Genomic DNA, 26,819 nt, shown 5'->3' with positions numbered 1-26,819 from the left:
CAAACGCGCCGAGCAATACACAAGGGGGACCGATGGCCAACGCGGTCTATAACGGAATGCCCGCAGGAGACCTGCCGGACCTGGAATGGCGCCTGGCGACCAACGTGCCGAAGAACGACAGCGGCACGGGGGTCGAGATGGCCCGCCTGCCCGACGGCCAGATCGCGGTGCGCAACGCCGCCGACCCACAGGGTCCGGCGCTCATCTACACCAGGGCGGAGATCGAGGCGCTGATCGGCGGCGCCCAGGACGGCGACTTCGACGCCATGCTGGCTTGACGGGCCGATGGCAAAGCCCGCCATCTTATCGGCCCGCCAAGCCAGCCGTATCTCCCGGGGGGACGACCCCCCGTACCCCCCGCCCGGCTCGAGCCAACTCTCAGCTACCTTAAGTACCTTTAACAGCATGGCTTCACCCGAAGACGACCTCGCGACGCCGTCCGTGGCGGAAGATCAACATCCGTCATCCCGAACGGTTTCGTGGCTCCGCCTCACCCGCCCGACGGACTCTCCTGAGCTGTCCTGGCGTGAGCGTGTCCTGCTGCGCTGGGAGATCGTCGCCGTCTTCGCGGTGTCCCTCGGCGCGAGCGGCGTCTACGCGTTCGTCTCGCTGATCGGCTCGCTGACCGCGCGTCACTCGCTCGCGTCGCAGCAGGTGACGCTGAACGGCTCGCAGGCGCCCGGCCGCCCGGTGCTCGACCTGTTCCTCCAGCTGGTCTCCCTGGCCTCGGGCGCCGCGCCGGTCATCCTCGCCTTCTACCTCCTCGCACGCTCCGGAGACGGCGCGAAGTCGATCGGCGTCGACCGCACCCAGCCGCTGCGCGACTTCCTGCGCGGCGCCGCGCTCGCGGCGCTGATCGGCGGCAGCGGCCTCGGCCTGTACTTCATCGCGTACAAGTCGGGCATCGCGGTGAACATCGTCGCGGAGAACCTGCCGAACATCTGGTGGCGCTTCCCGGTCCTCGTGCTGTCCGCGTTGCAGAACGGGGTGCTTGAAGAGGTCCTCGTCACCGGGTACCTGCTGACCCGGCTGCGCCAGCTTGGCGTGCACCCGTGGATAGCGATCCTGATCAGCGCGACGCTGCGCGGCTCATATCACCTGTACCAGGGCTTCGGCGGGTTCATCGGCAACGCCGTGATGGGCCTCATCTTCGGCACGCTGTTCCTGCGCTGGCGCCGCGTCCTGCCGATGATCATCGCGCATACCCTGATCGACGGGGTGGCCTTCATCGGCTACGCACTCCTCGCCGGCCACGTCTCCTGGCTGCCGTGACAGAGCTGCTGGGCCAGACCGCCGGCGCGGCCGTCCACGCCAGCCAGGAGCCAAAAAAGGCACCTAACGCCGGCTGAGCACCCGCGCCGCCCCCGCCGCCACCGTCGTCACGAGCAACCACCCCGCGGCGATCAGCACGTACGACAGCCACTGCTCCGCCCCGCCCGGGTTGAACGCGTGCTTCTGCCCGAGATCCACCACGGGCAGCAGCAGGTCAAGTGTGTAGACCACCGGGTTGAAGTGCGGCGTGTCCCCGGCCTGGAGCGGCGGCGGCGGCTGGACGGCGAACGTGATGCTGCCGGCCAGCAGCAGCAGCACGAGCCAGGCGACGGCCCGCCACGGCTGGTACCCGTACCCGATGGTGACATCCTGCACAAGACCCCAGGCCCGGGACAACGGCGACTTGCCGCGGCGCAAGATCCGCTCGCTCGCGTACATCACCCGGCGCGCCTGGTCGGGCTGGCCGATGGCGGTGAAGTAGGCGGCAAGTTGCTCATAGGGGAGCGGCGTGTGGCCGTCGGGGTCGCGGGCGAGCCACTCGAGGCGCCGCCGCGCGGGCAGCCGCGGTTCGAGCGCGTCGTAGCTCAGGCCGTCGACGCTGAGCCGGCCGGCCCAGCTCGCGGGATCGTCGCGGATGATCCGCGCGCGCGCGTGCCCGAGGTCCACCAGGCCCTCGGGCGGTTCGGCGAACCGCAGCGAGAGCAGGTTGGCCTCAAGCGACCTGGCCTGCAGCGCCGTGCCTGGCCCGTTGCAGATCCTGGCGCCGTCGAAGTCGAGCTCGCCGCCGATCGTGGCGCCGGGGGCGCGCACCCCGCCGGTGACGGTCATTCCCTCGCAGAAAACGTCGGCGCCGACCAGGGCCCGCGACAGCCGCAGCGCGGTGTCGCCGGGATTGGCCAGCCGGGCGGCCATCAGCAGGATGCGCTGGCCGACCCGGATGGTGCGCAGCCGCACCTCGCCGTCCGCGACAAGCCCCTGCAGGTAGAGCATGCCGTCGATGGAGGCGCCGTCGGCGGCGAGCGCCGCCTGGTCTCCGTGGCCGCTGAGCCGGGCGCCGCGCAGGTCGACGTCGCTGGTGACCCGCGCGCCGCTGAGGCTGACCTGGCCCTCGGCGACCAGGTCCTCGCCGCGCAAGACGCCGAGCGTGGCCCGGTCGAGGGTGAGTGCGACCCCGCCCGGGTTGCGCAGCGCCGCACCGGTGGCGGTCAGATTCGCCTCCAGGCTGGCGCCGTACAGCCTGATCTCGCCGTTGGCGGCGAAGTTGTCGGCGAGGAAGACGCCGCCCGCTACGCTCAGCCCGCCGGCGCTCAGTGCCACGTCGCCCGGGTTATCCAGCCTGGCTCCGGCCAGGACCATGCTCGCGCCGATCCTTGTGTTGTGCATCCGCGTCTCACCCGCGACCGCGATGCCGCGGGCGTCGAGCCTGCCCATCACGGCACGGCTCATGATCAGCGCGCGCTGTCCGGGGGCGGTGATGCGCGCCTCGCTCAGGTCGACGCCGCCAGCCACCGTCGCGTTCTCGAGCAGGACGGGCCCCTCGGCCCGCAGCGCGACGCCCTCGAATTCGCCGTCCACGGAAAGCCCGCTGGCGGTCACCGCCGCGGTTGTGCCGTCCGCGCCGATCTCCGCCCGGCTCAGGCAGAGCCCGTCCACCCGGGCATGGTCGAGCTTGATCATTCCCTCGATCCGTGAGCCCCGCAGGTCGAGGATTCCGGACAGGCGCATCCGGGCCGCGTTGAGCCCGGGCAGCAGGCTGCCGTGGATCCGCACCGTTCCCGCCGAGGAATCGACGAGGCGGATCATCTCGGTGAAGCGGCAGTAGTCGCAGACCAGCGCGTGGGCCACCGTGGCGCCCATCAGGTCGAGCCGCCCCGTGATCCGCGCGCCGCGCAGCCGCACCGCGGGAACCTGGCCGGGTTCGGCCTCTCCCGCACCGAGCAGCAGGGCGCGGATCACCTCGGCCCGGATGACACGCTCCGGCCCCCAGCGCGACCCGCCCTGCGGGTCGTCGCCGGCCGGATCGCCGGTGCGCAGGTCAATCCACGCGCCGCGGGGGAAAGCCTGCCAGAGCAGGCGTTCCGGCTCACTCAGGTCGGTAGGGGCCACGGCGACAATCTAGGGGTCGGCCGGCACAAATAGCCAGCGGAAACCCTTCGCATAAAATCGACGACATTCGAATTCCCATTATTCCCATTAGCATCAAAAGTGCTTGACGCTCACCAGAATGTATCGTTATCGTGTCGCGAAGGTCACATTCGAATAAGGCTCGATATCCGAGAAGAGTCCCGTGGACGCTTATTCGGCCCCCCAGGTACCGGACGGGACGGGGGAGCACCTGATCGCGGTCCCGGCCACGGCCTCCGGTGCGGAGGGCGCGCGCCGGGTGCTGTCCGTGCTGCAGGCCTTCTCGCCGCAGCGGCACACGCTCACGGCCCGCGAACTCGCCGGCCTGACGGGGATACCGCTGCCGAGCATGTACCGCTACATCGCGCTGCTGCGCGAAACGGGGCTGCTGGCCGGCGACGACCACGGCGCCTACCGCCTGACGCCGCGCATCATCGGGCTCGCCCGTGCGGCCGAGGCCGCCGAGACGTTCATCGAGATCGCCGACCCGGTCATGCGCGACCTGGTCGCCGAGTGCGGTGAGACGGTGATCTTCGTCAGGCTGATCGCCCGCGTCCCTGTCTGCGTGCACCGCGTCGAGTCCGCGCACCACCTGCGCGCCACGTTCGAGCCGGGCCAGTCCCTTCCGCTGCTGCGCGGCGCGAGCGGCCGCGTGCTGCTCGCGGGCCTGCCGGACCGAGTCAGGCGGGAATGCCTGGCGCCGCTCGCCCAGACCGACCCGGCGGAGGCGGAGCGCCTCGAGGAGGCCATCGCCAAGGTGGCGGCCCGCGGCTGGGCGACAAGCGAGGAAGAGATCGACAGGGGCGTCTGGGCCGCCTCCGCCGCGGTGACCGACGGCCAGGCCACGGTCGCCGCGCTGACCGTCCCGTCCCCCCTCGTCCGCTCACCCTCCGCACTGCAGGAACGCCTGCTCGGCCAGGTCCGCGCCGCCGCCGCCCGGCTGAGCGCCCTCATCGCCGTCCAGGGCCCGGTCTCCGCGGACAGCGCCGAACCCGCGCGCTGACCGGGCGCCAAGCCGGAAATGCTTTCGCGGTGCCGGACATGAGGGGTTTGCCAACTGCCGTCGCAACGGTGACCAGTAGCGCTCCTGGCTGGTCGATAGCGACGGGACGCACGGCAGAAATGGCTACACCCAAGAGTTCGATGAGGGCGAGCGGCCGGGACGCCGGCTGGGGTTCCCCCGGTTCAAGAAGCGGGGCATCTCGGGGTGAAGGCGCTGCTCACCGGGGTCGACGACACGGGGGCGGTGATCACGATCCCGGGGCCGAAGCCGCTGAGGGCGGGGCTGCGTCGGCTGCGGCGGGCCTCCCGCGCGCACGCTCGCACGAAACCGGGGTCGGCGGGCCGCCGCAAGGCGGGCGCCCGGCTGGCCCGCCTGCACGCCCGGGTCGCTGACCTGCGCGCGGACGCACTGCACAAGGCGACCACGATGCTCGCCACCCGGTACGAAACGATCGTCGTTGAGGACCTGAACGCGGCCGGGATGACCCGCAACCGCCGCCTCGCCCGCGCGGTCGCCGATCAGGGGTTGGGCGCCGCCCGGCGGATGCTCGGCTACAAGACCGCCTGGCAGGGCGGGACGCTCGTCACCGCCGACCGCGGTTTCCTTCCTCGAAGACCTGCTCGGGCTGCGGCACGGTGAAAGCCAAGCTGGGCCTGGCCGAGCGGACCTCCCGGTGCGATGGATGCGGCCTGGTCCTTGACCGGGACGTGAACGCGGCCCGGAACCTGCTGCACCTCGCCGCCAGTGGGGCGGAGAGGCGAAACGCCGGGGGAGGGACGGTAAGACCGCGCCCCGCGCGGCACGACCCGCCGAACCCGGAACCCGGCCCCCCGCACGGGGGCAAGACCGGGACCGCCGCCCGGCAACAGGCGGCTGCGGCATGAGCGCCCAGAGCACTCAACCGCAACGGAGTGTTAGTCTCACCTCTCTGCGACCCGGCCGCGATGCCGGGCGACTGGTACGTGGTCGACGTCAGTCCCTGGGTGCCGGACGAGGTGATATTGACGCTCCAGATGCAGCCGTAGGCTGCTGGCCAGTGGATCTGTCCGTGTTAGCGCTCACTTGGCTCATTTACCCAGGTCTCACCCCGTTACATGCGCCCACGTGGACAGTTATCCTGCCGGCATGCGGGATTTCCAGGGTTTGCCTAATCCTTTCTCCAGGGTTCCTGCGGAGGGCGACGATCTCGCATCCGCGGAGCGCCAGTGGCGGTCTGCGGTTTCTCCGGGCCCGGCGGGCCAGGGGAAAGACGGGATTGAATCGGTGGCTGAGCTGCGACGGGCGATGGCCGAGGGGAGGGTCACGGCGACCGCGGTCACCCAGCATTACCTGGACCGCATCACGAGGCTCAATCCCGCCCTCGGCGCGGTGATCGCGGTGACACCCGATGCCCTGGAGCAGGCGGCGGCGAGCGACGCCGCCTGGCGGGCGGGCAAGCCGCGCGGCCCGCTTGACGGGATTCCGGTTCTGGTCAAGGACAACGTCCAGGTCGCGGGCCTGCCGGCCACGGCCGGGTCGGCGGCGCTGCTGCCCGCGCGGCCGCCGGACGCGTTCATCGTCGGCCAGCTGCGCGCTGCGGGCGCGATCATCATCGCGAAGGCGAACCTGTCGGAGTGGGCCAACTTCCGGTCGACCCGGTCCTCAAGCGGCTGGTCCACCGTCGGCGGCCAGACGGCGAACCCGTACGCGCTCGACCGCAACCCCTCGGGGTCCAGCTCCGGCTCGGCCTCTGGGCTGTCGGCCGGCTTCGCGCCGCTGGCCATCGGCACCGAGACGGACGGGTCGATCGTGTCGCCGTCGAGCGCCTGCGGCGTGGTGGGCGTCAAGCCGACGCTCGGCCTCGTCAGCCGGGCCGGCATCGTGCCGCTGTCACTTGCTCAGGACACCGCGGGCCCGATGGCCACCTCGGTCGCGGACGCGGCGGCGCTGCTTTCCGTGCTCGCCGCCGCCGATCCGGCGGACAGCGCCGCGGACCATCCGGGGAGCTTCATCGACTACACCTCGTTTCTCGACCCGGCGTCGCTCGAAGGAGCGCGGATCGGCATCTGGCGGGCGCCGTCGGCGAACGCGGACGCGGTGACCGAGGCACTGCTCGAACAGGCGGTGGGCTGCCTGCGCGACCTGGGCGCGGTGGTGGTCGACCCGGTGGACCTGCCGGACATCGAGAAGGTCACCGAGCCCGAGTTCGAGGCGCTGAACTTCGAGTTCAAGCACGGCATCAACACCTATCTCAAGTACCTGTCCGACTTCGCCGACGGCAGCGACCCAGCCCTGCCCAGGTCGCTCGCCGACCTGATCGCGTTCAACGACAAGCACGCGGCGCGGGTGCTCGCCCACTTCGGCCAGGAGATCTTCCTCGCGGCGGAGTCGACCAGCGGAGACCTCGCCGATCCGGTGTACCTGGAACACCGCGGCGCGGCCGCCCGGCTTGCCAGGACCGCGGTGGAGACGCCGGTGGTCGAGCACCGGCTCGACGCGATCTTCTCGCTGACGGCGAACCCGGCCTGGCTGACCGACTACGTACTCGGCGACCACAGCGTCTTCGGCACCTCGCGGCCGGGCGCGGTCTCCGGCTGGCCGGCGGTCAGTGTGCCGTTCGGCTACGTGTGCGGTCTTCCCGTCGGCGTCTCGTTCCTCGGCCCCCGCTTCAGCGAGCCCCGCCTGCTCGCCCTCGCCTACGCCTTCGAGCAGGCGTCCCGGGCCAGGCGCGCCCCCGAACTCCTGCGCACCGCCTGCGCGACCCCCCAGCCAGGCCAAGCCTGACCCCCGTCCCCGCCCGACCCGGGCACCGTCCGCCCCGTATGGTTGCCGCACCCATGCGGCCGGCCCGCCGCAGGTCGCCGGTAAGGTCGGCTCCATGGCCACGATTCCCGAGCTTTCGCCCGCCGTTCAAGACGCGCTCAACAACGGCAGGCCCGTGGTCGCCCTGGAGTCGACGATCATCTCGCACGGCCTGCCGCGCCCGGGCAACCTGGCGGCGGCGCGGTCATTCGAGGCGCTGCTGACCGAGGCAGGCGTGACACCCGCCACGATTGCCGTCATCGACGGCGTGCCGAAGGCCGGGCTCGGGCCGGCCGACCTGGAACGCATCGCGACGGACGAGTCGGTGATCAAGGTCAGCAGCCGCGATCTCGGCCTGGCCATCGCCGCCGGGCGGACGGCGGGCACCACGGTCGCCGCCACCTCGGTGCTCGCGGCCCGCGCCGGCATCCGGGTGTTCGCCACCGGCGGTCTCGGCGGCGTGCACCGCGGCTTCGCCGGGACGATGGACGAGTCCGCCGACCTGACGGTGCTGTCCCGCACGCCGGTCACTGTGGTCAGCGCGGGCGTCAAGTCGATCCTCGACATACCGGCCACCCTGGAGCGCCTGGAGACTCTCGGCGTCGCGGTCGCGGGCTACCGCACCAACCGCTTCCCCGCGTTCTACCTCACCGACTCGGGCGAGGACCTCGACTGGCGGGTCGACTCCGCGGAGGAGATCGCGGCGGCCATGGCGGCGCGCGATGAGCTGGGGGAGACCTCGGCGCTGCTGATCGCGAACCCGCTGCCGCCTGAGCGGCAGCTCGACCCGGCGCTGCACGCGAGGGTGCTCGCGGACGCGCTGGCGGCCGCCGAGTCGGCGGGCATCCGCGGCAAGGCGGTCACCCCGTACCTGCTTGAGCAGATGCAGCGGGCGACCGAGGGCGCGAGCGTGGCCGTCAACCTGGTCGTCGCACGCGGCAACATCGCCCTGGCCGGGCAGATCGCGACCGCGTGGTCGGCCCGGCAGAGGGGAACGCGGTAGGCTTGGTGTGGGCGGGCACGAGTTTGCTGTGGCAGGAGTGACACGGTCATGAACGATCAGGCGGGTCCGGTCACGCCGGTTGTCGTGGTGCTGCCGCCCGAGATCGACGTCACCAACTGCGACGAGGTCTTCGAGCAGCTCGCGGAGGTGCTGGCGCCCGGGATCGGCACGGTGGTCGCGGACATGACGGGGACGTCGTTCTGCGACTCCTCCGGGGTGCACGCCATCATGCGTGCCTACGAGAGCGCCGCTGCGCGCGACATCACCATGCGGCTGGCGGTATCGCCCGACGGCTCGGTGCGCCGGGTGCTCGAGCTGATCGGCGCCGCCCGGCTGATGCCGGTACACGAGACTCTCGAGGACGCGCTGAGCGCGGCCTAAGTCCGCCCGGCGCAGCACGATCATCGCGATGTCGTCCTCCTTGGGCCCGAACAGCGCCATCACCTGATTGGCGAACGCCTCGACATCCTGGTGTGCCGCCTCCGCCGCGACGCCGCGCAGCTTCTCCAGGTTGTCGTCGAGCAGCACGCGGCGGTCCTCGACCAGGCCATCGGTGAACAGCAAGACGGTCCCGCCAGCGGGCAGCGCTGCCTTCTCGATATGCGGCTCGTGCCTGGTCAGGCCGAGCATGATCCCGCCCTCGCCTGCATACCTGGCGTCCGATTCGTCGGCGATCAGCATCGGCATGTGCCCGCAGTTGACAATCGTCAGCTCGCCGGTGTCCGGCTGGGCGAGCACCAGGCACAGCGTGGCGATGACGCCCGGATGATAGCGCCGCAGCACGTCGTTGACCAGGCCGGTGATGACCTCAGGCGGGTGCCCCTCGCTGACGAAGGCGCGCAGCGCGTGCCGCAGTTCGCCCATCACGGTCGCGGCGTGCAGCGAGTGTCCCTGGACGTCGCCGATCGCGAGCAGCACGCCGTCGCGCCAGGGGAGCGCCTCGTAGAAGTCCCCGCCGACCTCGGCCCTCTCGCTCGCCGGCACGTAGCGGACCGCCATCAGCGCGCCGGGGATCACGGGCAGCGACACGGGCAGGAAGCTGCGCTGCAGGGTCAGCGCGATGAGGTGCTCCTCCGCAGATGAGCGCAGCGCCGCGACGCCGAGCGCGACCGACTGCGCGAGCTGGCGGAGGATCTGCCTGTCCTCCTCGCCGGGCACCCCGGCGACCTCGACCACGATGGCAACCGGCGGGCGGTCGGCCTTGGCCCGCGCGACGGCCAGGCAGACGTCGGTCCGCAGCGTGCTGTCCGGCACGATGGCGAGCCACTCCTCCCGGCTGAGGGTGGCGATCGTGCCTGTACGGCCAGGGCCGAGCACTAGTCCCGCGACGCGCTCGGCGAGCCCGGGCGGACCGCCGCGCCTGATCGTCTGTGCGGTCCCCGGAATGCCCGCCATCCGGCGGGACTGCCCGTCGGGCATCTCGAGGATGAGGATGGTGGGCACCGCGAACACCCGGGCCGCGCCGGCCGCGGTGGCCGAAGCGAGCCCGTCGAAGGTCTCGGCGGCGTTGATGTCCAGGGCCAGCTGGGCCAGTTCCTTCAGCATGGCCGCGGTCCGCTCGGCGCGGTTCCTGGCCCGCGAGTAGCGCAGCACGGCCGTCACGGTGGCGAGCAGTTCGTCGGGCTCGGCCGGGTCGATCAGGTAGGCGTCGGCGCCCTGGGTCAGCCCGTGGGCGCGGTCGGAGACGTCGACGGCGGTGGCGGACACCTGGATCACCGGGATTCCCGCCGTCTCCGGGTTTCCCTTGATGCGCCGGCAGACCTCGAAGCCGCTCATGTCCGGCAGGTTCACGTCGAGCAGCACGAGTTCGGCGGACCCGGCCAGACCGAGGGCCTCGCCTCCGGTGCCCACCTCGGTCACCGCGTAGCCCGCCCGGCGCAGCCAGGTGCCGATGACGTAGCGCTTGGCCTCGTCGTCGTCCACGAGCAGCAGCGTGCCCGCGGTGCCCGTCGCGGTCTCGGTCATCGGCGGACCCGCGCGATCCGGCCGATGGCGAACGCCAGCCGCTCCCTGGTCAGGTCCTCCTTGCGCAGCAGCGCCGCGGCCCTGCGGGGCTTGGCCACATCACGGCCGGTGATAATGATCGCGGGCACGGTGGCGGGCAGCCGGTCTAGCAGCGTGTTCCCGTCCATGGCAGGCATCCCCAGGTCGGCGATCACCAGGTCCACTTCCTCTGCGGTCACGATGCCCAGTGCCTGGGCGCCGTCGGCGGCCTCGATGACGTGTTCCGCGATGCCGTCCAGCATGGATTTCACCACCTGACGGAAACCGGGGTCGTCGTCCGCCACTATGACCGTCCCGACGGACACCGGGCCGTACGGCAGGCTCAGCACCGCGGTGGTTCCCCGCCCCGCCTCGCTGCGGAGCGTCAGCGCGCCGCCGAGCAGCCCGGCCAGCCGCCTGGCATAGGCGAGGCCGAGCCCGGTGCCGCCCCGTCTGACACCAGGTACCTGGTAGAACTCCTCGAACACCCGCTCGAGCTGTCCGTCGGGAATCCCCGTGCCGGTGTCTGAGACCCGGATCTCGACCGTTCCGGCGGCGACGCTGACGCTCAGCCGCACCTCGCCCTCGTCGGTGTACTTGATCGCGTTGGACAGCAGGTTGCGCAGGATGGCGGTGAGCGCGGCCTCGTCGGTCAGCAGCGTGGCGGGCCCGCCGTCGGCGCTGACCACCACCTCCACCGGCTTGCCCTCGGCCATCGGCTTGATGAGGCCGCGCAGCGTGGCGAGCAGGGCGGGCAGGCTGATCTCCGCCGGGTCGATCACGAGCTGGCCCGACTCAGCCTTGGCCACGTCGAGCAGGTCGTTGACCAGACTTAGCACCGTGCCCGCGGAGTTCCTGATGAGCCCTACCTGGTAGAGCTGCTCGGCGCCGAGCCCGCCCGCCGGGTCGGTGAGCAGCCGGGTCAGGCCAATGACAGAGTTCAGCGGCGTTCGCAGTTCGTGGCTGACATTGGCCCAGAACCGGTCCTTGGACTGCGACGCGGCCCGCAGCTGCTCGGACTTCTCGTCAAGCTCCCGGTACAGCGCGACCACTCCCCGGTTGGTCTGCTCGAGCTCCTCGGACAGCTCGCTGTACAGGGCCATGACCCCGCGGTTGGTCTCCGCGAGCTCGGCGTTGACCAGCTCAAGCTGCTCCTTCTGCCTGGTGACGTCCTCGAGCGCCGCGATCAGGTCCTCGTTGTTTCTTCGCAATTCATCCAGCGTTGACTCCGGGTGGATCGCCGCCATCTGCGCTCCGACGGCGCGCAAGTCGACGGCGGCGACAAGCGGCCGCCGCTTCGTCATCCGGAGCACCTGCCCGTCCGTCGCCACGGTGTCCATCAGCCGGGAGGCGGCGAAGATGCCGTCCGCCGTCGGCTCGCCATCGACTGTGACGGTCAGCACCAGGTGCGTGGGGTCGGCACCGAACGAGATGACCGCGGCGTGCCCCGCGGTGACGATGCTCCGGCTGACCTCGCTGAGCGCGGTGGCGACCCGGACCTGGTCCTGGTGGTCGAGGATAAGCCCGGCGGCCAGCTCGCGGCCGAGTCCGCGCGCGGCGAAGACGCCGTTCAGGTCCTTGACGCGCAGGCGGGCGAGCTCCTCGGTCATGGCCGCAGCACCAGCACTCCCGCGTCGTCGCGGCGGGTCCCCGCCGCCGCCAGCAGCATCGCCGCGATGATCAGCGGGTCCCTGCCATTCAGGCCGGGCAGCGCTCCCGCCTCCCAGCGTCCGCTGATGCCGTCCGAGTGCAGGATGATCGCCGCGCCGTCGCCCGCCGTGTACTCGAACTGCCTGATGGACCGCGCCTGGTGGCCCGCGATGCCTGGCACCGACAGCATGCCCTTGCGGCTGCCGTCGGCCAGGATCGTGGCAGCGATGTTGCCGAGGCCGGCGAACCTGACCGCGGGCCCGTCCGTCTGTACCACGCCGATGGCGCCGCCGCGGGTGTGCGTGATCCGGCGGTGCGCGCGCTCGACGAGCACGGCGGGCTCGGCCGCCGGGTCCTCCATGACCGCGGCGACGGCCTCGAGCGCCGCGCGCGCGGCGAGCGGGCCATGGCCGAGCCCGTCGCACAGCACACCGGTCAGCCCGCTGCCTGTCTCGGCCGCGCCGAAGACGTCGCCGCACTCGGTCTCCCCGGTGATCGGCCGCACCAGGCCGGCGTACGCGACGGGCTCGGCGCGCGGCGACGGCCAGAACCTGGCCACCAGGGCCGTGCCGTAACCCGGCACCGAGTACAGGTCGGTGAAGTCCGCGAGGCGTCTGATGGCGCCAAGCCCGATGCCCAGGGTGCCGCTGGTGGAGTGGCCGTCGCGCATCGCCGCGCCGGTGTCCCTGACGCCGGGCCCGGCGTCGATGGTCACCATCTCGATGCCCGGACGGCCACCGTGGCGCGCGATGCGCAGCAGCATCGAGCCCTGGCTCGCGTGCTTGTGCAGGTTGGTCGCGGCCTCGGTGACCGCGAGCGTGAGCTGGTCGGCGCGGGCGGCGGGGAACTCGAGCCGGCCGGCCAGCGTCATGGCCGCGCCGCGGCAGGCGGCGGCGGCACTCGGGTCCTCGACCCGCACCCAGCGCAGGTCCCCGGGAGCCTGGGCGACGAGGGGCCCGCTCAACGCGACCACTTGACGACCACGACGGTGGTCCCGGCGCCGGGCTTGCTGTCGAGCTCGAACTCGTCTACGAGCCGGCGGGCGCCGGACAGCCCGAGGCCGAGGCCGCCGCCGGACGTCCATCCGTCGGTGAGCGCCAGCTCGATGTCGGCGATGCCCGGTCCGGTGTCGGAAAAGTGCAGCCTGACGCCGGTCCGGCCGTTGGATGACTTGACCACCTCGACCCGGGCCAGCCCGCCACCGCCGTGCACCAGCGTGTTCCTCGCCAGCTCGCTCGCCGCGGTCACCAGCTTCGTCTGGTCCACTAGGGACAGTCCGTTGTCGGCGGCCGCGCCCCGCACATGCTGGCGAACTCGGACCACGTCGTCGCCCGACCGGATGGGCAACTCGTCCATTAGGTCTTCCCGTTCAGGATCTCCAGACCCTTCTCCGCGTTGAGCGCGGTGCGCACCCCGCTGAGTGACAGCCCGAGTTCGGTCAGGGTGATCGCCACCGCCGGGCGCATGCCGACGATGACCGTCTCCGCGTCGAACAGCCGGGAGATGGACCCGATCGTGCTCAGCATCCGGCCGATGAACGAGTCGACGATCTCGACGGCGGTGATGTCGATGATCACCCCGTGCGCGCCAGTGACAGCCAGCTCGTTGGACAGGTCATCCTGGAGACGCAGCACGCTCTCGTCCTGCAGGTCGATCTGGATCGACACGAACAGCGTCTGTCCGATCTTGAGGATTGGTACCTGTTCCAAGGACATCTCCTTTCTTGCCCCTCCTACGACAGTTCCAGAACCAGCAACATCAAGAAAGGAGATGTCCTAGGCGGGAACCACCTTGAGCCCGGCGCTCTTCAGCGCGAGCGCCAGCGCGTCGGCCAGGGACGCCTTGGTCGCGATGTCGCCGAATTCGATGCCGAGCGACACGATCGTCTGCGCGACCTGCGGCCGGATGCCGGAGATGGTGCACTCGGCCCCGAGCAGGCGCGCCGCGCTGACGGTCTTCAGCAGGTGCTGCGCCACCTCGGTGTCCACGGTCGACACGCCGGTGATGTCGATCACCGCATGGTCGGAGCCGGTCGTCACGAGCGCGTCGAGCAGCCTCTCCATGACCAGCTGGGTGCGGGCCGAGTCGAGCGTCCCGACGAGCGGGACGGCGATGATGTTCTCCCATAGCCGGATGACCGGCGTGGACAGCTCCATCATCGCGGTGGACTGGTCGGCGATGATCGCCTCGCGTGCCGCGGAGTAGGCCTCGAAGGTGCGCAGCCCTAGTTCGTCGATCATCTGCGAGAACGCGAGGAACTCGGGCACCAGGTCCGCCGTGTCCGCGACGAGCTCGTAGACGGCCTCCTTGAGCGTGAAGACGCCGAGCGCCGTCTCGCTTGGCGTGAAACCGTTCCGCGCGCGGCCGTGCGACAGCTCGTCGAGCGCGGCGCGCAGTTCGCCCGCGGCGTGGTCGTCAGCCTGGGAAAGCACCCTGATGATGAGCCCGTACAGGTCGGTCAGCTCCCGGCGGACCTCCTCGGAGGAGGTCCGGCCGCGCAAGCCGTTGCTGACCAGCTCACTCCACCGGCCGATCACCTTGTCCTGATGCTCGCGCAGGTAGTCCGCCATGCGCTGCCCGGTGACGCCAACGTCCATGAATGCGCATCCTACTCATTAGTAAGAAGTAAAGATCCTGTTGCCCATCAGGCTACTCCCGGGCACGGAACGTAGGCAGTGTCAAGGAAACACCCTTCAAGGCAGCGACATGTACATCCTGATGACCGTCCCGTTTTCGTCTGACCGCAGGTCCACCCGGTCGCAGACTTGGTGCACCAGCCACAGGCCGTGGCCGCCGCTCGCGTCGCGCGACGGCGGCTCGCTTCCGGCCCGCGGGTTGGGGATGAAGCCGGCGTCCCGCATCTCGCAGACCATCTCGTTCGCGGTGAACCAGATGTCCATCGAGCCGGCCGAACGCGCGTGCCTGACCGTGTTCGCCGCCACTTCGCTGACCGCGATCACGAAGTCGGTGACCCGGCTCGCGGGCAGGCCCGCCGTCCTGGCGTGCTGTTCCGCCAGGGCGCGGACCTCGGACAGGTTCGTGGTGTAGACGAAGGGCATGGCAGGAGGGAACCTACCCCGCAGGCTCCGCCTAACCATCGACACGCCTGCCGCGTCGGGCGGAGCCACGAACCCGTTCTGGATGATGACTTTTGGCGGCGGGCGGCTACGCCACGAGCGTCTTGACCGCGGCGGTCATCTCGCCGAGCGCCTTCTTCGCGTCGGCGAAGTACATGCTCGTCTTCGGGTTGACGTACAGCTCGTTGTCGATGCCCGCGTAGCCGCTGCCCATGGACCGCTTGATCACGATGATCGACTTGGCCTGGTCGACGTCGAGGATCGGCATGCCGGAGATCGCGGTGCCGGCGCGGCGCGCGGCCGGGTTGGTCACGTCGTTGGCGCCGATGACTAGGGCCACGTCGGCCCGCGCGAACTCCGGGTTGATCTCGTCCATCTCGCGCAGCAGCGGGTAGGGCACGTTGGCCTCGGCGAGCAGCACGTTCATGTGACCCGGCATCCGGCCGGCCACCGGGTGGATCGCGTAGGACACCTCGATGCCGCGCGATTCGAGCAGGGTCGCCAGCTCCGCGACGGCGTGCTGCGCCTGCGCGGCAGCCAGGCCGTAGCCGGGCACGATGATGACCTTGGACGCGTAGGCCAGCTGGATCGCGGCGTCGTCGGCGGCGATCGAGCGGACCTGCGCGTCGCCGGACACGGCGGCGGCGACGGCCGTGTCGCCGGTGCCGAAGCCGCCGATGATGATGTTGGCGAGCGAGCGGTTCATCGCGTCCGCCATCAGCTTGGTCAGGATGCCGCCCGACGCGCCGACCAGAGCGCCGGCGATGATCAGCGCCCAGTTGCCGACGACGAACCCGGCCATCGCGACCGCGGTGCCGGTGAAGGCGTTCAACAGCGAGATCACCACCGGCATGTCCGCGCCGCCGATCGGCAGCACCATCATGACGCCGAACGCGAGCGAGGCGAGCACCAGGATGAGCAGCGCGGGCAGCGACGCCGTGGTGAACATGTAGGCGCCGGTGCCGAGCGCGATCACGGCGAGCGCCACGTTGAGCGCCCGGCCGCCCTTGAACACGATAGGGCTGCCGGTGATGACGCCCTGCAGCTTGCCCGCGGCGATGAGCGATCCGGTGAACGTGACCGAGCCGATGATCACGTCGAGGACGGTGAACACCGACGTGGTGCCGAGCACACCGCCAGGCAGCGACTCGTCGTGGATGTACTCGTAGACCGCGACCAGCGCCGCCGCGCCGCCGCCGACCGCGTTGAACATGGACACCAGCTGCGGCATCGCGGTCATCTGCACCGTGCGCGCGGAATACAGGCCTGCCGCCGAGCCGAGCAGCGACCCGACGATCAGCACTGTCCAGCCGACCCCGGTGACCGAGCCTTCGTGGATCAGGATGACCAGCGTCGCGATGATGGCGATGGCCATGCCCGCGGTGGAGACCTGGTTGCCGCGCCGCGCGGTCCCTGGCGAGTTCATCAGGTGCAGGCCGATGACGAAGCAGGCCGCCGCGAGCACGTAGACAAGCTGGATGTTCGTGGTGAAGGTGCTCATCGGTGTGCCCCTATGCCTGCTTGTCCTGCTGCGACGCCGCGGCGGTCGCCGCGTGCCCGTTGGCGGAGGCCTTGCCCCCTGTGGGCGTCGCGCCCACCGCACCCGCGGCACCTGCTGCCGCGGTAACGCCCGCGCCCGGTGCACCCGCCGCGGCCGGCGCCGGCTGTGCCTTGCGGCGGAACATCTTCAGCATCCGGCCTGTCACCAGGTAGCCGCCGACCACGTTCGCGGCGGCGAAGAACGCGGCGATGAACGCCAGCACGTACCCGACGACGTTATGCGCGGTCAGGCCGATGAGCAGCGCGCCCGCGAGCACGATGCCGTGAATCGAGTTGGCCGCGGACATCAGCGGCGTGTGCAGGGTCGCGGGTACCTTACCGATGACCTCGATGCCGACAAGCAGCGCGAGCACGAAGATGGTGAGGTCGGTGACCAGGGCGGTCGACATCGCTAGCTCCTTTGGTTCGCGGCCGGCTCGCCGTCGGCGTCTTCGCCGCCGGCCTGTTCGCTCGCGGCGTGCCCGTTGGCGGGCGGACCGCTCCCAGGTTGCCCGCTCCCCGGCTGCCCGCTCGCGGGCTCTGCGGCGTCGAGCAGCTTCGCGACGGCGGGATGGACCAGCTCGCCGCCGTGGGCGACGATGACCCCCGCCTGGATCTCGTCGGTGGTGTCGACCGCAAGCGTCCGGCTCGCCGGGTCATCGGCGGAACCGCCGACGAGGTGCAGCAGCAGCGCGCTGATGTTGCGGGAGTACGCGTTCGACGAGGCCGTCGGCACGGATGCCGCCAGATTCTCCGCTCCGATGATCGTGACACCGTTCGACGTGACCACCGTGCGGCCGGGCTCAGACCCCGCCACGTTCCCGCCGAGCGGGCTCGACCCCATGTCCACGATGACCGAGCCCGGGCTCATCGCCGCCACCGCGTCCGCCGTGACGAGCAGCGGCGGCCGTCGTCCTGGCACCTGCGCGGTGGTGATGATCACGTCCTGCCTGGCGATGTGCGCGGCGAGCTCCGCCTGCTGCGCGTCCCGCTCCTCCGCGGTCAGCTCACGGGCGTAGCCGCCCTCGCCCACGGCGCTGACCGCCGAGGCCAGCTCGAGGAACGTGGCGCCGAGCGACTCCACCTCGCCCTTGGAGGCGGGCCGCACGTCGTAGCCGCTGACCTGGGCGCCGAGCCGGCGCGCGGTGCCGATCGCCTGCAGCCCGGCGACGCCGGTGCCGAGCACGAGCAGCTTCGCGGGCCGCGCCGTGCCTGCCGCGGTGATAAGCAGCGGGAAGAACCGCCCGTACTCCTCGGCGGCGACGAGCGCGGCCTTGTACCCTGCCACGTTGGCCTGCGAGGTGAGCGCGTCCATGCCCTGCGCCCGCGACAGCGTGCGCGGCAGCCCGTCAAGCGAGATCGCGGTGACGCCGCGCTCCGCGAGCACGCGGGCGAACTGCGGGTCGACGAGCGGCGCGAGCATGCCGATCACCGCCTGCCCGGCACGCAGCCTGCCGATCGCCGAGTCGTCGGGCCGGGTCACCGTGAGGACGACGTCTGCGTCCCTGTACAGGTCCTCGGTGCTGACGATGGTCGCCCCGGCATCCGCATAGGCGCTATCGGGAAACCATGCGCCGTCGCCGGCGCCCCGCTCCACGAGCACCTGGAGACCGGCCTGGACCAGGCGCGGCACGGTCTCTGGAACCAGGGCGACGCGTCGTTCCCCGGGCGCGCTCTCCTTAACGACGGCCACCTTCACAGCCGCGACCCTCTCATCTCCGGCACCCCTTCTCGCTTCAGTGCGCGCCGCTGCGCCTGTCAGTACCGAGGCTAAGACCGTAAGGGAGGGTAACGGTAGGACCGAAGGCACCATGATCGCGGCAGTTTTTACCCGTTTCGCGAACATTTGCGGATTTTTGTGACGGATGTTCCCGCCGCAACCTCTGTTGCCAATGGTGCAGCTGATGCCCAAGTTCCTCAAGTCCAGATTCCGGAACGGCTTCGGCACCCTCCGTCCCCGCCCGCCGCCTCCGCCAAGATCATTCCGAAAATGCCCGTGTCACTACCGGGGTGATAGCCCCGGTAACTACAAGTCCATTCGCTAAACGATCTTCTGGAGGCAGCCGAGGAGGGCTGAGACTCGTCGAGGAGCCAGTCCAGGGCGCCGCTGATCCCGGCCGACGAACCCGGCAGCCTCAGCAGCCCCAGCGGCCCTACATCTCACCTACACCTCACTGCGTTCCGCGCGCACCTGCTAGGCGTGGTGGCCGGAATCGGCGCGCAGCAGTTCGCCGATTCGCTCGCCGGCCGCGACGACCGCCGCCGAGTGCAGGCGGCCGGGGGAGCGGGTCAGCCGCTCGATCGGCCCGGACACGGAGATGGCGGCGAGCACCTTGCCGCCGTGACCGCGCACCGGGGCGGAAACCGAGGCGACCCCGGCCTCCCGCTCGGCGGCGCTCGCCGCCCAGCCGCGGCGGCGGACGCCGGCCAGCGTGGTCGCGGTGAACCTGGCGCCGCGCAGCCCGCGGTGCATTCGTTCGCCCTCCTCCCAGGCGAGCAGCACCTGGGCGGCCGAGCCGGCGATCATCGGCAGGGCGCTGCCGATCGGGACGGTATCCCGCAGCCCGCTTGACCGCTCGGCGGCCGCGACGCAGACCCGGACGTCGGCCTGCCGCCGGTAAAGCTGCGCGCTCTCCCCAGTCACGTCACGAAGCTGGTTCAGTATCGGCTGGGCGACGGCGAGCAGCCGGTCCTCGCCGGCCGCCGATGCGAGCTCGGCGATCCGCGGGCCGAGCACGAACCGGCCCTGAACGTCCCTCGTCAGCAGCCGGTGATGCTCGAGGGCAACCGCGATCCGGTGCGTGGTGGGCCGCGCGAGCCCGGTCGCCGCGACGAGCTGCGCTAGGGTGGCCGGACCGCTCTCCACCGCGGCGAGCACCGACAGCGCCTTGTCCAGCACGCCGACGCCGCTACCGAGGCCAGCGCCACCGAGGCCGAGACTACCGAGGCCAGCCCCGGAAAGGCCGGCACCGCCGAGGCCGCCCGCGAGCCCGCCGCCGGTGAGAGCACTGCCCGTGAGAGCACTGCCACCGAGAGCGTCGCCGAGACCGTTCGGGTTGTCCATATTTTGAAATCACCGTATCAAATAGTGAGATAGCACTGCTGGTCGGCGCACCCGGCGCGACCCGCGCGGGTACTATCGACCATGTACTGATACTGCCGTCTCAAATTGTGAGATGCAAGTTGAGACCGGGCGGTGTACTCAAGCGAAAGCGAAGCAACGTCAAAGGAGACCGCATGAGCAGCGCGCCTCGCACGCTGGCGGAGAAGATCTGGGACGCGCATGTCGTCCGCAGCGCCCAGGGTGAGCCAGACCTGCTCTTCATCGACCTGCACCTGGTGCACGAGGTCACCAGCGCCCAGGCCTTCGACGGCCTGCGCGCCGCAGGCCGTAAGGTCCGCCGGCCGGACCTGACCCTCGCGACCGAGGATCACAACGTCCCGACCAACCCCGGCATCGGCCCGGGTACGCCGATCGAGGGCCCAGGCACCCCCGTGACCGACCCGGTGTCGCGCATCCAGCTCGAGACGCTGCGCAGGAACGCCGATGAGTTTGGCGTCCGGCTGCACCCGATGGGTGACCCGGGCCAGGGAATCGTGCACGTGATCGGCCCGCAGATGGGCATCACCCAGCCGGGCATGACGATCGTCTGTGGTGACTCGCACACCTCCACGCACGGCGCGTTCGGCGCGATCGCCTTCGGCATCGGCACCAGCGAGGTCGAGCACGTGCTCGCGACCCAGGCGCTGCCGCAGATCAAGCCGAAGACGATGGCGATCAACGTCGAGGGCGCGCTGCCCGACGGCGTCACTGCCAAGGACCTGATCCTCGCGATCATCGGCCAGATCGGCACCGGCGGCGGCCAGGGCTACATCGTGGAGTACCGCGGTGAGGCGGTCAGGAACCTCTCCATGGAGGGGCGGATGACCGTGTGCAACATGTCCATCGAGGCGGGCGCGCGGGCCGGCCTCGTCGCACCGGACGAGACCACCTTCGAGTACCTCAAGGGCCGTCCGAACGCGCCGCAGGGCGCCGACTGGGACGCGGCCGTCGAGTACTGGAAGTCGCTGCCCACCGACGAGGGCGCGGTCTTCGACCACGAGGTCACCATCGACGCCAGCACGCTCAGCCCGTACGTCACCTGGGGCACCAACCCCGGCCAGGCGCTCCCGCTCGGCGCGGCCGTGCCGGCTCCCGGCGACACCGAGGACCCGAACGGCACCGAGCGAGCGCTGACCTACATGGGCCTGACGGCGGGCACCCCGCTGCGTCAGATCCAGGTCGACACCGTGTTCGTCGGCTCCTGCACCAACGGCCGCATCGAGGACCTGCGCGCGGCCGCCGACGTCATCAAGGGCCGCCAGGTCGCCTCGGGCGTCCGCATGCTGGTCGTTCCCGGCTCGATGCAGGTGCGCGCCCAGGCCGAGGCCGAGGGCCTCAACGAGGTCTTCACCGCGGCGGGCGCCGAGTGGCGCTCGGCCGGCTGCTCGATGTGCCTCGGCATGAACCCGGACACGCTCAAGCCGGGTGAGCGCTCCGCGTCCACCTCGAACAGGAACTTCGAGGGACGCCAGGGCAAGGGCGGCCGCACGCACCTGGTGTCGCCCGCCGTCGCCGCCGCAACCGCCGTCACGGGCCGCCTGGCCGCCCCAGCAGACCTGTAAGGAGACCCGAGCAACATGGAACCGTTCGTCACGCACACGGGGCGCGCTGTGCCGCTGCGGCGCACCAACGTGGACACCGACCAGATCATCCCGGCCGTGTACCTCAAGCGGGTCAGCCGCGAGGGCTTCGGCGAGGGCCTGTTCGCGTCCTGGCGCGAGGACCCGTCGTTCGTGCTCAACCAGCCGCGCTACCAGGGCGCGACCATCCTGGTCGCGGGTACCGACTTCGGCACCGGCTCCTCCCGTGAGCACGCCGTCTGGGCGCTGCTCGACTACGGCTTCCGCGCCGTGATCGCGCCCCGCTTCGGCGACATCTTCCGCAACAACGCCACCAAGGCGGGCCTGCTCCCCGTCGTCCTGCCGGAAAAGGTCGTCGCGCTCATCCAGGACGCGGCCGAGGCCGAGCCCCCGGCCCAGGTCACCGTCGACCTCGACGCCCGCACGGTCTACGTGACCGGCGGCGGCCTGGCCGAAGACCTGGCCGAGTCCTTCCAGATCGACGACTACACCCGCTGGCGCCTCATGGAGGGCCTCGACGACATCGGCCTGACCCTCCGCCACGAGGACGCCATCTCCGCCTTCGAGGCCACGCGCCCCAACTTCCTCCCCGTAACGCTGTAAGCACCCCGGGGACAACCCGCGCAACCCAATGTCCGCGCCGGCGGGCCCTGACCCGATCAGGGCCCGCCGGCGCGTCCATGCCCGCACGCTGCGCCACCCTTTCCCGTGCGCCGCAGCACCATTCACCCCATGTGCCCCAAGGGTCGCGATTCTCTCGCCGCGGCGGACTTGATCGTGGACACTTTTCTCCTGACGGAAATTCGGACTCCGATTTGGGGTCCGAATTTCCGTTGAAATCCGAATTTCCACGATCATGGGTCCAATATGCCCGGATTGCCCGGATTACGCGGCACTCGCAAGACGCCTCCCACCCCCGCCGAGCCCGGTCCGAGCCCGGTCCGAGCCCGGTCCGAGCCCGATCCGCGAACCCGCCCCGGGCGACGCATCCGCCGCGCGAACCGGTCCACGACGGAAACCCCGTCCCCGCCGGCACCTCCATCACGCATGGCAACACGACGGCACACGAGGCACCCGACATATCAGCACATGTCAGGTGCAAATCAAAACCCTCCCGTGAAAAAGCCCCGACACACCACCTAAATTTCCGCAAGGTTATTGTGTACGCGGGCCCGATCGCCTAATTTCGGGCTGGTCAGGGGTCGTGAGCCAGGCGAGAAGCCAAGCGAGAGCGGCCTCCCGTGGGGGAACGCAGGAGTGAATAATGAACAAGCGTGATCTGATCGACGCGCTCTCGGGTCGCCTGGGGGACAAGAAGTCCGCGACCGAGGCGCTGAACGCGGTGCTCGAGACCATTCAGTCGGCGGTGGCCGGTGGCGACAAGGTCGCCATCACCGGATTCGGCGTCTTCGAGAAGAGCGACCGCCCGGCCCGCACGGCCAGGAACCCCGCGACTGGCGCCGAAATACATGTGGCAGCCCAGTCGGTACCCAAGTTCCGCCCGGGCGCCGACTTCAAGGCACTGGTCAACGCGGGGGCCAAGAAGGCCGCCGCCAAGGCCCCGGCCAAGAAGAAGTAATCGGCGCGCGACGGCCATAACGGCCGGCCGTACGCACGGCGGCACGGGGAGGCTCTCCCCGCTGCCGCCGTACGCGTGTCACGCCCCACGGCGCACACAAAGCGCATACAAAGCGAACACCTACAAAGCGAACACAAACCAACCCGCTACCGCACCCCGTCCGCCTTGGCCAGCGCCGTGGTGATGATCCGGTCGATCAGCTGCGGCAGCGGGACCCCGGACGCGGCCCACATCAGCGGGAACCCCGACGACGGCGTCATCCCCGGCATGGTGTTGATCTCGTTGACCACCACCTCACCGGATGGGGTGTAGAAGAAGTCCACCCGGGCGAGCCCCTCGCAGCCGATCGCGTCGAAGGCCGCGCAGGCCAGCGTCCGCACCCGCGCAGCCGCGGAAGCAGGAATCGGCGCGGGTATCTCCATCCGCGAGTCCTCGAGGTACTTGGCCTCGAAGTCGTACCAGGTGGACTGCGGGTCGACCACGATCTGCCCGGGCACGGACGCCTCGGGCGGCGCGCCATCGATCCCCTCGAGCACGGCGCACTCGACCTCGGCGCCGGCCACGAAGGCCTCGACGAGCACCTTCCTGTCGTACCGCCGCGCCTCCTCGATCGCCGCCTCAAGCTCGTCGGGACCTGAGACCCGCGACGTGCCGATCGACGAGCCGCCCCTGGCCGGCTTCACGAACACCGGAAAGCCGAGTTCGGCCACCTCGTCGAACACCTTCTTGCGCTCGGGCGAGGACGGCGACACGCCCCAGTCTCTGTCCCTGACCACCACGTACCGCCCGATGGGCAGCCCGCGGGCCGCGAACAGGATCTTCATGTACTCCTTGTCCATCCCGGCGGCGGAGGCGAGCACCCCGGCGCCCGCGTAGCGGATCCCGGCCATCTCGAGCAGCCCCTGGATCGTCCCGTCCTCGCCGAACGTCCCGTGCAGCAGCGGCAGCACCACGTCCACCTCGCCGAGCTCCGGCGGCACGGAAGCGGGCCCGCTGAACACCAGCGCACCGCCGCTTGGGCCGGCGGCGGGCGTGACGGACACTCCGGGCGTCGCCACCGCCTCCACCGAGGGCGAGGACCCGGACGTCAGCGCCAGCCGCGCTGGATCGCCCGAGGTCAGCACCCACCGGCCGTCTCTGGCGATGCCGATGGGTACGACGTCATACCGGTCGCTGTCGATGGCGCCGAGCACCAGCCCCGCGCTCGCACACGACACCGCGTGCTCCGCGCTGCGCCCTCCGAACACCACGGCGACCCGGACCTTGCGCGCCGAACCCATGCACCACCTCCGGTAACAGTCAACCCGGAAATGGTAGCCCCTGATCAGCGCAAGGCAGTTGCCCGTCCGTTACATCGGCCCGTCGCGCCGCCACGGTACCGCCCAAGAACGTACGGAACGGGTTCGGCTGACCCTTCCCGCCGAACTCGTGATCGTGAAGTGATCTATTCCGTTTCATCCTGGGCTCTCCTTGTGGAAGATTGCTAAGCGGCCGCGCAATCTGGCGGGAGGCACGGACCACACGTGGAAGGCGGACGGCGTGCGAATTACCCGGTTCGGTGGATTGCTCGCAGGCACGGCCGTGCTAGCGGCGGGCTGCGGCACGGTTCACGCGTCGGGCGGCGGCACGCCAAGCAGCCTCACTGCCGCGGCACGCGGCACCGCGGCGGGAACGGCACGGATCGCGGAGACGACCACCATGCGGCTGGGCGGCATGACCGTCTCCTACACCGCGACGGGGGAGTTCGACTTCGCCCACGCCCGTGGCACGCTCAGCATGTCTGCCCCGGTCGGCATGACGATGCTCTTCCTCCCGCCGAAGATCTACCTAAAGCTCCCGGGCGGAGCAGGAAGCTCGCTGCCCAAGGGCAAGACCTGGGTGGCGCTGGACGCGAAGGGCATTGGCGACGCGGCCGCCGTTCCGGGGCTGGGCACCTTCGGCGCGACCAGCCCCGCCGACCTGCTGACCTCGCTGACAGCGATCTCCGGCAGCGTCAAGAAGCTTGGCAGTGGGTCCGTCCGCGGCGTCGCGGTCACCGAGTACCAGGTGACCATCAACCCGCAGCAGGCGGCGCGGGCGGCCAAGCTCCCCGCCGCCCAGCGGGCCGGCTACCAGCAGTTCGTCGCTAGCCTCGGGGGAAACGCGATCACCGCCGACGTCTGGGTCGACAAGGCGAACCTGGTCCGGCGGGTAACGCTCTCGATGCGGCTTCCGCCCGCCATGGCCACCGGCTCGGGAAGCAACCCGGGCAAGAACACCCGGATGACCGAGACCACCGACTTCTACGACTTCGGGATCCCGGTACACCTCTCCGCGCCGCCCGCCGCGCAGGTGGCCAGCATGGGGTCGATCATCTCAGGCATCGGTTCGGTGTCCTCGGGAAGCAGCGACAACGGCGGAGGCAGTGTCAACGTCCCATCGAGCACGCCGCCGGCCGCATCAGGCACGCTGACCCCGGCCCAGGCCATGGCGGCAGAGCAGGCGGTCACCGCCTTCTTTACCGCCCTGGGGCACCACAGCCCCGCGGCAGTCGCCCAGACGGTGCTTCCAGCTCAGCAGTCGTGCGTCAGCTCAAGCATGAGCGGTGCACCCAGGATCACTGTCAAGTCCCTGCGGATCGTCTCAGCGGCACCCGCGGGCACAGGGAAGGCCACCGTGCGGTTCGCGGTCTCCGTCTCGGCCAACCTTGGCGGTCAGACCGTCCCGTTCCCGTTGTTCGCGCCCGATTCGGGCGGGCAGCCGTGGCTGGAGACTGCCGAGTCCGGCGGCCACTGGTACGTGGACCTCGGAGCTAGCAGCGCCTTCCTGTTCTCCGGCCCCTGCTGAGGGCCGCCGTTAGCAGCTACGTCGCCCGATCTGCCGGCGGCGCCAAGCCGCACGGAGACTAGCGGCCAAGGCCCTCCAGGGCCACGAAGGCGTCGCTGATCAGGTCCTCCGAGTCCTCCAGGCCGATGGAGAAGCGGACCGCGCCTGGGTCGATGCCCGCGGCGGCGAGCGCACGGTCGTCGAGCTGCCGGTGCGTGGTGGACGCCACGTGCGAGACGAGGGTGTGCGTGCCGCCGAGCGAGGCGGCGGCCTTGGCGAGCCGCAGCTTTGAGGCGAACGCGAGACCCGCCTCACGGCCGCCGTACGGCGTGACAGTGACGATCGCGCCGAACCTGACGCCCTCGGGCCCGGCGTCGAACATCCGCCTGGCCAGCTCGTGACCGGTATGCGTGGGCAGCCCCGGGTAGTCGACGTAGGCGACGGCGGGATGCTTGGCGACCGTGGCGGCGAAGACCGAGGCGGTGGCGCACTGGCGGCGCACCCGGACGGGCAGCGTCTCGAGGCCGCGGCGGAGCTGAAACGCGTCGTCTGGCGACAGCGAGCCTCCGGTGTCGATGCGCGTCGCGCGGATCTGGCCGATCAGCTCGAGCGACCCGGTCACCACGCCGCCTGTCACGTCGGAGTGGCCGCCGATGTACTTCGTGGCCGAGTGGATCACCAGGTCGGCGCCGTGCTCCAGCGGCCGGCACACCACGGGCGGCGCGAGCGTCGAGTCGATGACGAGCAGCGCGCCGCGTTCGCGGGCGATCTCGGCGAGCCCCTTGATGTCGGCCACGGCGGTCGTCGGGTTGGCGATCGTCTCCGCGTAGATGATGCGGGTCGCCGGCCGGGTGACGGCGCGCACGGCGCCCAGGTCGGAGATGTCCACGAAATCGGTCTCGACGCCGAACCTGGCCATGACGTTGCGCAGCAGGCTGTAGGTGCCGCCGTAGAGCGCGGTGGACGCCACGACGTGCCCGCCCGCCCGCGCGAAGGCCAGGAACACGCCGGAGATCGCGGCCATGCCCGACGCGAACGCCTGGGCGGCGGGCCAGCGCGGCAGGTTAGCCCCCTCGAGCGCAGCGACCGCGCGGGCGAACGCGTCGACCGTGGGATTGTCGATCCGGCTGTAGACGTAGCCGGGCATCTGCTCGCCGATCACCGCGGCGTACTCCTGCGCCGAGGAGAACTCGAACGTCGCGGTCCGGTAGATGGGCGTGGCGACCGGCCGCTGGGCGGTCTCCGGCGGTGGCGGCAGGTGCACCGCCCTGGTGTTCTCCCCGAGTTGCCTTCGGGCTATCTCCACGGATAGGACTCCAT

24 protein-coding genes and 1 pseudogene are annotated in these 26,819 nt (G+C 70.7%); 11 read left to right on the top strand and 14 right to left on the bottom strand.

Annotation, left to right across the window (positions count from 1 at the left end; translation table 11 throughout):
- The first annotated feature begins 32 nt into the window (after positions 1-32).
- A complete protein-coding gene (locus EAS64_RS03450; RefSeq protein ID WP_145851243.1) occupies positions 33-278 on the top strand; it encodes a DUF397 domain-containing protein in 246 nt (81 codons plus the stop codon).
- A gap of 127 nt (positions 279-405) precedes the next feature.
- Positions 406-1,272 carry a CPBP family intramembrane glutamic endopeptidase gene (locus EAS64_RS03445; RefSeq protein WP_145851242.1) on the top strand — a complete coding sequence of 289 codons (867 nt, stop codon included), beginning with the start codon at positions 406-408 and terminating at the stop codon, positions 1,270-1,272.
- Between the two features lie 63 nt (positions 1,273-1,335).
- On the opposite strand, the gene EAS64_RS03440 is transcribed toward EAS64_RS03445, so the two are convergent.
- The gene (locus EAS64_RS03440) at positions 1,336-3,378 is read right to left on the bottom strand and encodes a translocation/assembly module TamB domain-containing protein (RefSeq protein WP_145851241.1); all 2,043 of its coding nucleotides are present in this window, start codon (positions 3,376-3,378) and stop codon (positions 1,336-1,338) included.
- Positions 3,379-3,559: 181 nt separating this feature from the next.
- On the opposite strand from EAS64_RS03440, the gene EAS64_RS03435 reads away from it, so the two are divergent.
- From EAS64_RS03435 to EAS64_RS03415, 5 genes are all read left to right on the top strand, one after another.
- Positions 3,560-4,399, top strand: a complete 840-nt coding sequence (locus EAS64_RS03435) for an IclR family transcriptional regulator (protein WP_145851240.1) — start codon at positions 3,560-3,562, stop codon at positions 4,397-4,399.
- Between the two features lie 204 nt (positions 4,400-4,603).
- Positions 4,604-5,038, top strand: coding sequence for an RNA-guided endonuclease InsQ/TnpB family protein (locus EAS64_RS03430; RefSeq protein ID WP_145851239.1), 435 nt, complete (start codon positions 4,604-4,606; stop codon positions 5,036-5,038).
- Positions 4,963-5,283, top strand: coding sequence for a zinc ribbon domain-containing protein (locus EAS64_RS03425; protein ID WP_145852316.1), 321 nt, complete (start codon positions 4,963-4,965; stop codon positions 5,281-5,283). Before EAS64_RS03430 ends, EAS64_RS03425 begins: the two co-directional genes overlap by 76 nt.
- Positions 5,284-5,662: 379 nt before the next feature.
- A complete protein-coding gene (locus EAS64_RS03420) occupies positions 5,663-7,162 on the top strand; it encodes an amidase (RefSeq protein WP_222848950.1) in 1,500 nt (499 codons plus the stop codon).
- Between the two features lie 94 nt (positions 7,163-7,256).
- Positions 7,257-8,183 carry a pseudouridine-5'-phosphate glycosidase gene (locus EAS64_RS03415; protein ID WP_187365662.1) on the top strand — a complete coding sequence of 309 codons (927 nt, stop codon included), beginning with the start codon at positions 7,257-7,259 and terminating at the stop codon, positions 8,181-8,183.
- A 399-nt stretch (positions 8,184-8,582) separates the two neighbouring features.
- On the opposite strand, the pseudogene EAS64_RS03405 reads toward EAS64_RS03415, so the two are convergent.
- The 11 genes and pseudogenes from EAS64_RS03405 to EAS64_RS03355 form a co-directional block, all read right to left on the bottom strand.
- A pseudogene (locus EAS64_RS03405) lies at positions 8,583-10,148 on the bottom strand (SpoIIE family protein phosphatase); the annotation flags it as partial.
- Entirely contained in the window at positions 10,145-11,776 is a 1,632-nt protein-coding gene (locus EAS64_RS03400) for an ATP-binding protein (protein ID WP_145851236.1), read from the bottom strand. The pseudogene EAS64_RS03405 and the gene EAS64_RS03400, both read right to left, overlap by 4 nt.
- A complete protein-coding gene (locus EAS64_RS03395; RefSeq protein WP_145851235.1) occupies positions 11,773-12,789 on the bottom strand; it encodes an ATP-binding protein in 1,017 nt (338 codons plus the stop codon). The genes EAS64_RS03400 and EAS64_RS03395 overlap by 4 nt, the downstream gene beginning before the upstream one ends.
- Positions 12,777-13,172 carry an anti-sigma regulatory factor gene (locus EAS64_RS03390; RefSeq protein WP_145851234.1) on the bottom strand — a complete coding sequence of 132 codons (396 nt, stop codon included), beginning with the start codon at positions 13,170-13,172 and terminating at the stop codon, positions 12,777-12,779. Before EAS64_RS03390 ends, EAS64_RS03395 begins: the two co-directional genes overlap by 13 nt.
- Entirely contained in the window at positions 13,172-13,525 is a 354-nt protein-coding gene (locus EAS64_RS03385) for an STAS domain-containing protein (protein ID WP_187365661.1), read from the bottom strand. Before EAS64_RS03385 ends, EAS64_RS03390 begins: the two co-directional genes overlap by 1 nt.
- A 66-nt stretch (positions 13,526-13,591) precedes the next feature.
- Positions 13,592-14,413, bottom strand: coding sequence for an STAS domain-containing protein (locus tag EAS64_RS03380; RefSeq protein WP_145851232.1), 822 nt, complete (start codon positions 14,411-14,413; stop codon positions 13,592-13,594).
- A 96-nt stretch (positions 14,414-14,509) separates the two neighbouring features.
- Positions 14,510-14,875, bottom strand: coding sequence for an ATP-binding protein (locus EAS64_RS03375; protein ID WP_187365660.1), 366 nt, complete (start codon positions 14,873-14,875; stop codon positions 14,510-14,512).
- 106 nt (positions 14,876-14,981) lie between these two features.
- Entirely contained in the window at positions 14,982-16,394 is a 1,413-nt protein-coding gene (locus EAS64_RS03370) for an NAD(P)(+) transhydrogenase (Re/Si-specific) subunit beta (RefSeq protein ID WP_145851230.1), read from the bottom strand.
- A gap of 10 nt (positions 16,395-16,404) precedes the next feature.
- Positions 16,405-16,842 (bottom strand): NAD(P) transhydrogenase subunit alpha part 2, encoded by a 438-nt coding sequence (locus tag EAS64_RS03365; RefSeq protein ID WP_145851229.1) that lies wholly within the window; start codon positions 16,840-16,842, stop codon positions 16,405-16,407.
- 2 nt (positions 16,843-16,844) lie between these two features.
- Positions 16,845-18,131 (bottom strand): NAD(P) transhydrogenase subunit alpha, encoded by a 1,287-nt coding sequence (locus EAS64_RS03360; RefSeq protein ID WP_246115501.1) that lies wholly within the window; start codon positions 18,129-18,131, stop codon positions 16,845-16,847.
- Between the two features lie 495 nt (positions 18,132-18,626).
- Positions 18,627-19,331: an IclR family transcriptional regulator gene (locus EAS64_RS03355; protein ID WP_246115578.1), complete on the bottom strand. Its 705-nt coding sequence runs from the start codon at positions 19,329-19,331 to the stop codon at positions 18,627-18,629.
- Between the two features lie 338 nt (positions 19,332-19,669).
- On the opposite strand from EAS64_RS03355, the gene leuC reads away from it, so the two are divergent.
- The 3 genes from leuC (at position 19,670) to EAS64_RS03340 (ending at position 22,694) form a co-directional block, all read left to right on the top strand.
- A complete protein-coding gene (gene leuC / locus EAS64_RS03350; RefSeq protein WP_145851227.1) occupies positions 19,670-21,097 on the top strand; it encodes a 3-isopropylmalate dehydratase large subunit in 1,428 nt (475 codons plus the stop codon).
- Positions 21,098-21,112: 15 nt separating this feature from the next.
- Positions 21,113-21,718, top strand: a complete 606-nt coding sequence (gene leuD, locus EAS64_RS03345; protein ID WP_145851226.1) for a 3-isopropylmalate dehydratase small subunit — start codon at positions 21,113-21,115, stop codon at positions 21,716-21,718.
- Between the two features lie 661 nt (positions 21,719-22,379).
- Positions 22,380-22,694, top strand: a complete 315-nt coding sequence (locus tag EAS64_RS03340; RefSeq protein ID WP_145851225.1) for an HU family DNA-binding protein — start codon at positions 22,380-22,382, stop codon at positions 22,692-22,694.
- A gap of 146 nt (positions 22,695-22,840) precedes the next feature.
- On the opposite strand, the gene EAS64_RS03335 is transcribed toward EAS64_RS03340, so the two are convergent.
- A complete protein-coding gene (locus EAS64_RS03335; protein WP_145851224.1) occupies positions 22,841-23,974 on the bottom strand; it encodes a D-alanine--D-alanine ligase family protein in 1,134 nt (377 codons plus the stop codon).
- Positions 23,975-24,233: 259 nt separating this feature from the next.
- Between EAS64_RS03335 and EAS64_RS03330 the strand changes: the two genes are divergently transcribed.
- Positions 24,234-25,520: an SCO4651 family lipoprotein gene (locus EAS64_RS03330; RefSeq protein ID WP_145851223.1), complete on the top strand. Its 1,287-nt coding sequence runs from the start codon at positions 24,234-24,236 to the stop codon at positions 25,518-25,520.
- Positions 25,521-25,578: 58 nt separating this feature from the next.
- Here EAS64_RS03330 and EAS64_RS03325 read toward each other — a convergent pair whose 3' ends face one another.
- Entirely contained in the window at positions 25,579-26,805 is a 1,227-nt protein-coding gene (locus EAS64_RS03325; RefSeq protein WP_145851222.1) for a trans-sulfuration enzyme family protein, read from the bottom strand.
- Positions 26,806-26,819: the final 14 nt, after the last annotated feature.

The sequence above is a fragment of the Trebonia kvetii genome (genome assembly GCF_007827045.1).
In the GTDB taxonomy this organism is placed as follows: Bacteria; Actinomycetota; Actinomycetes; order Streptosporangiales; family Streptosporangiaceae; genus Trebonia; species Trebonia kvetii.
The sequence above is the reverse complement of the archived record's forward strand: the minus strand, read 5'-3'. Positions and strand labels throughout refer to the sequence as shown.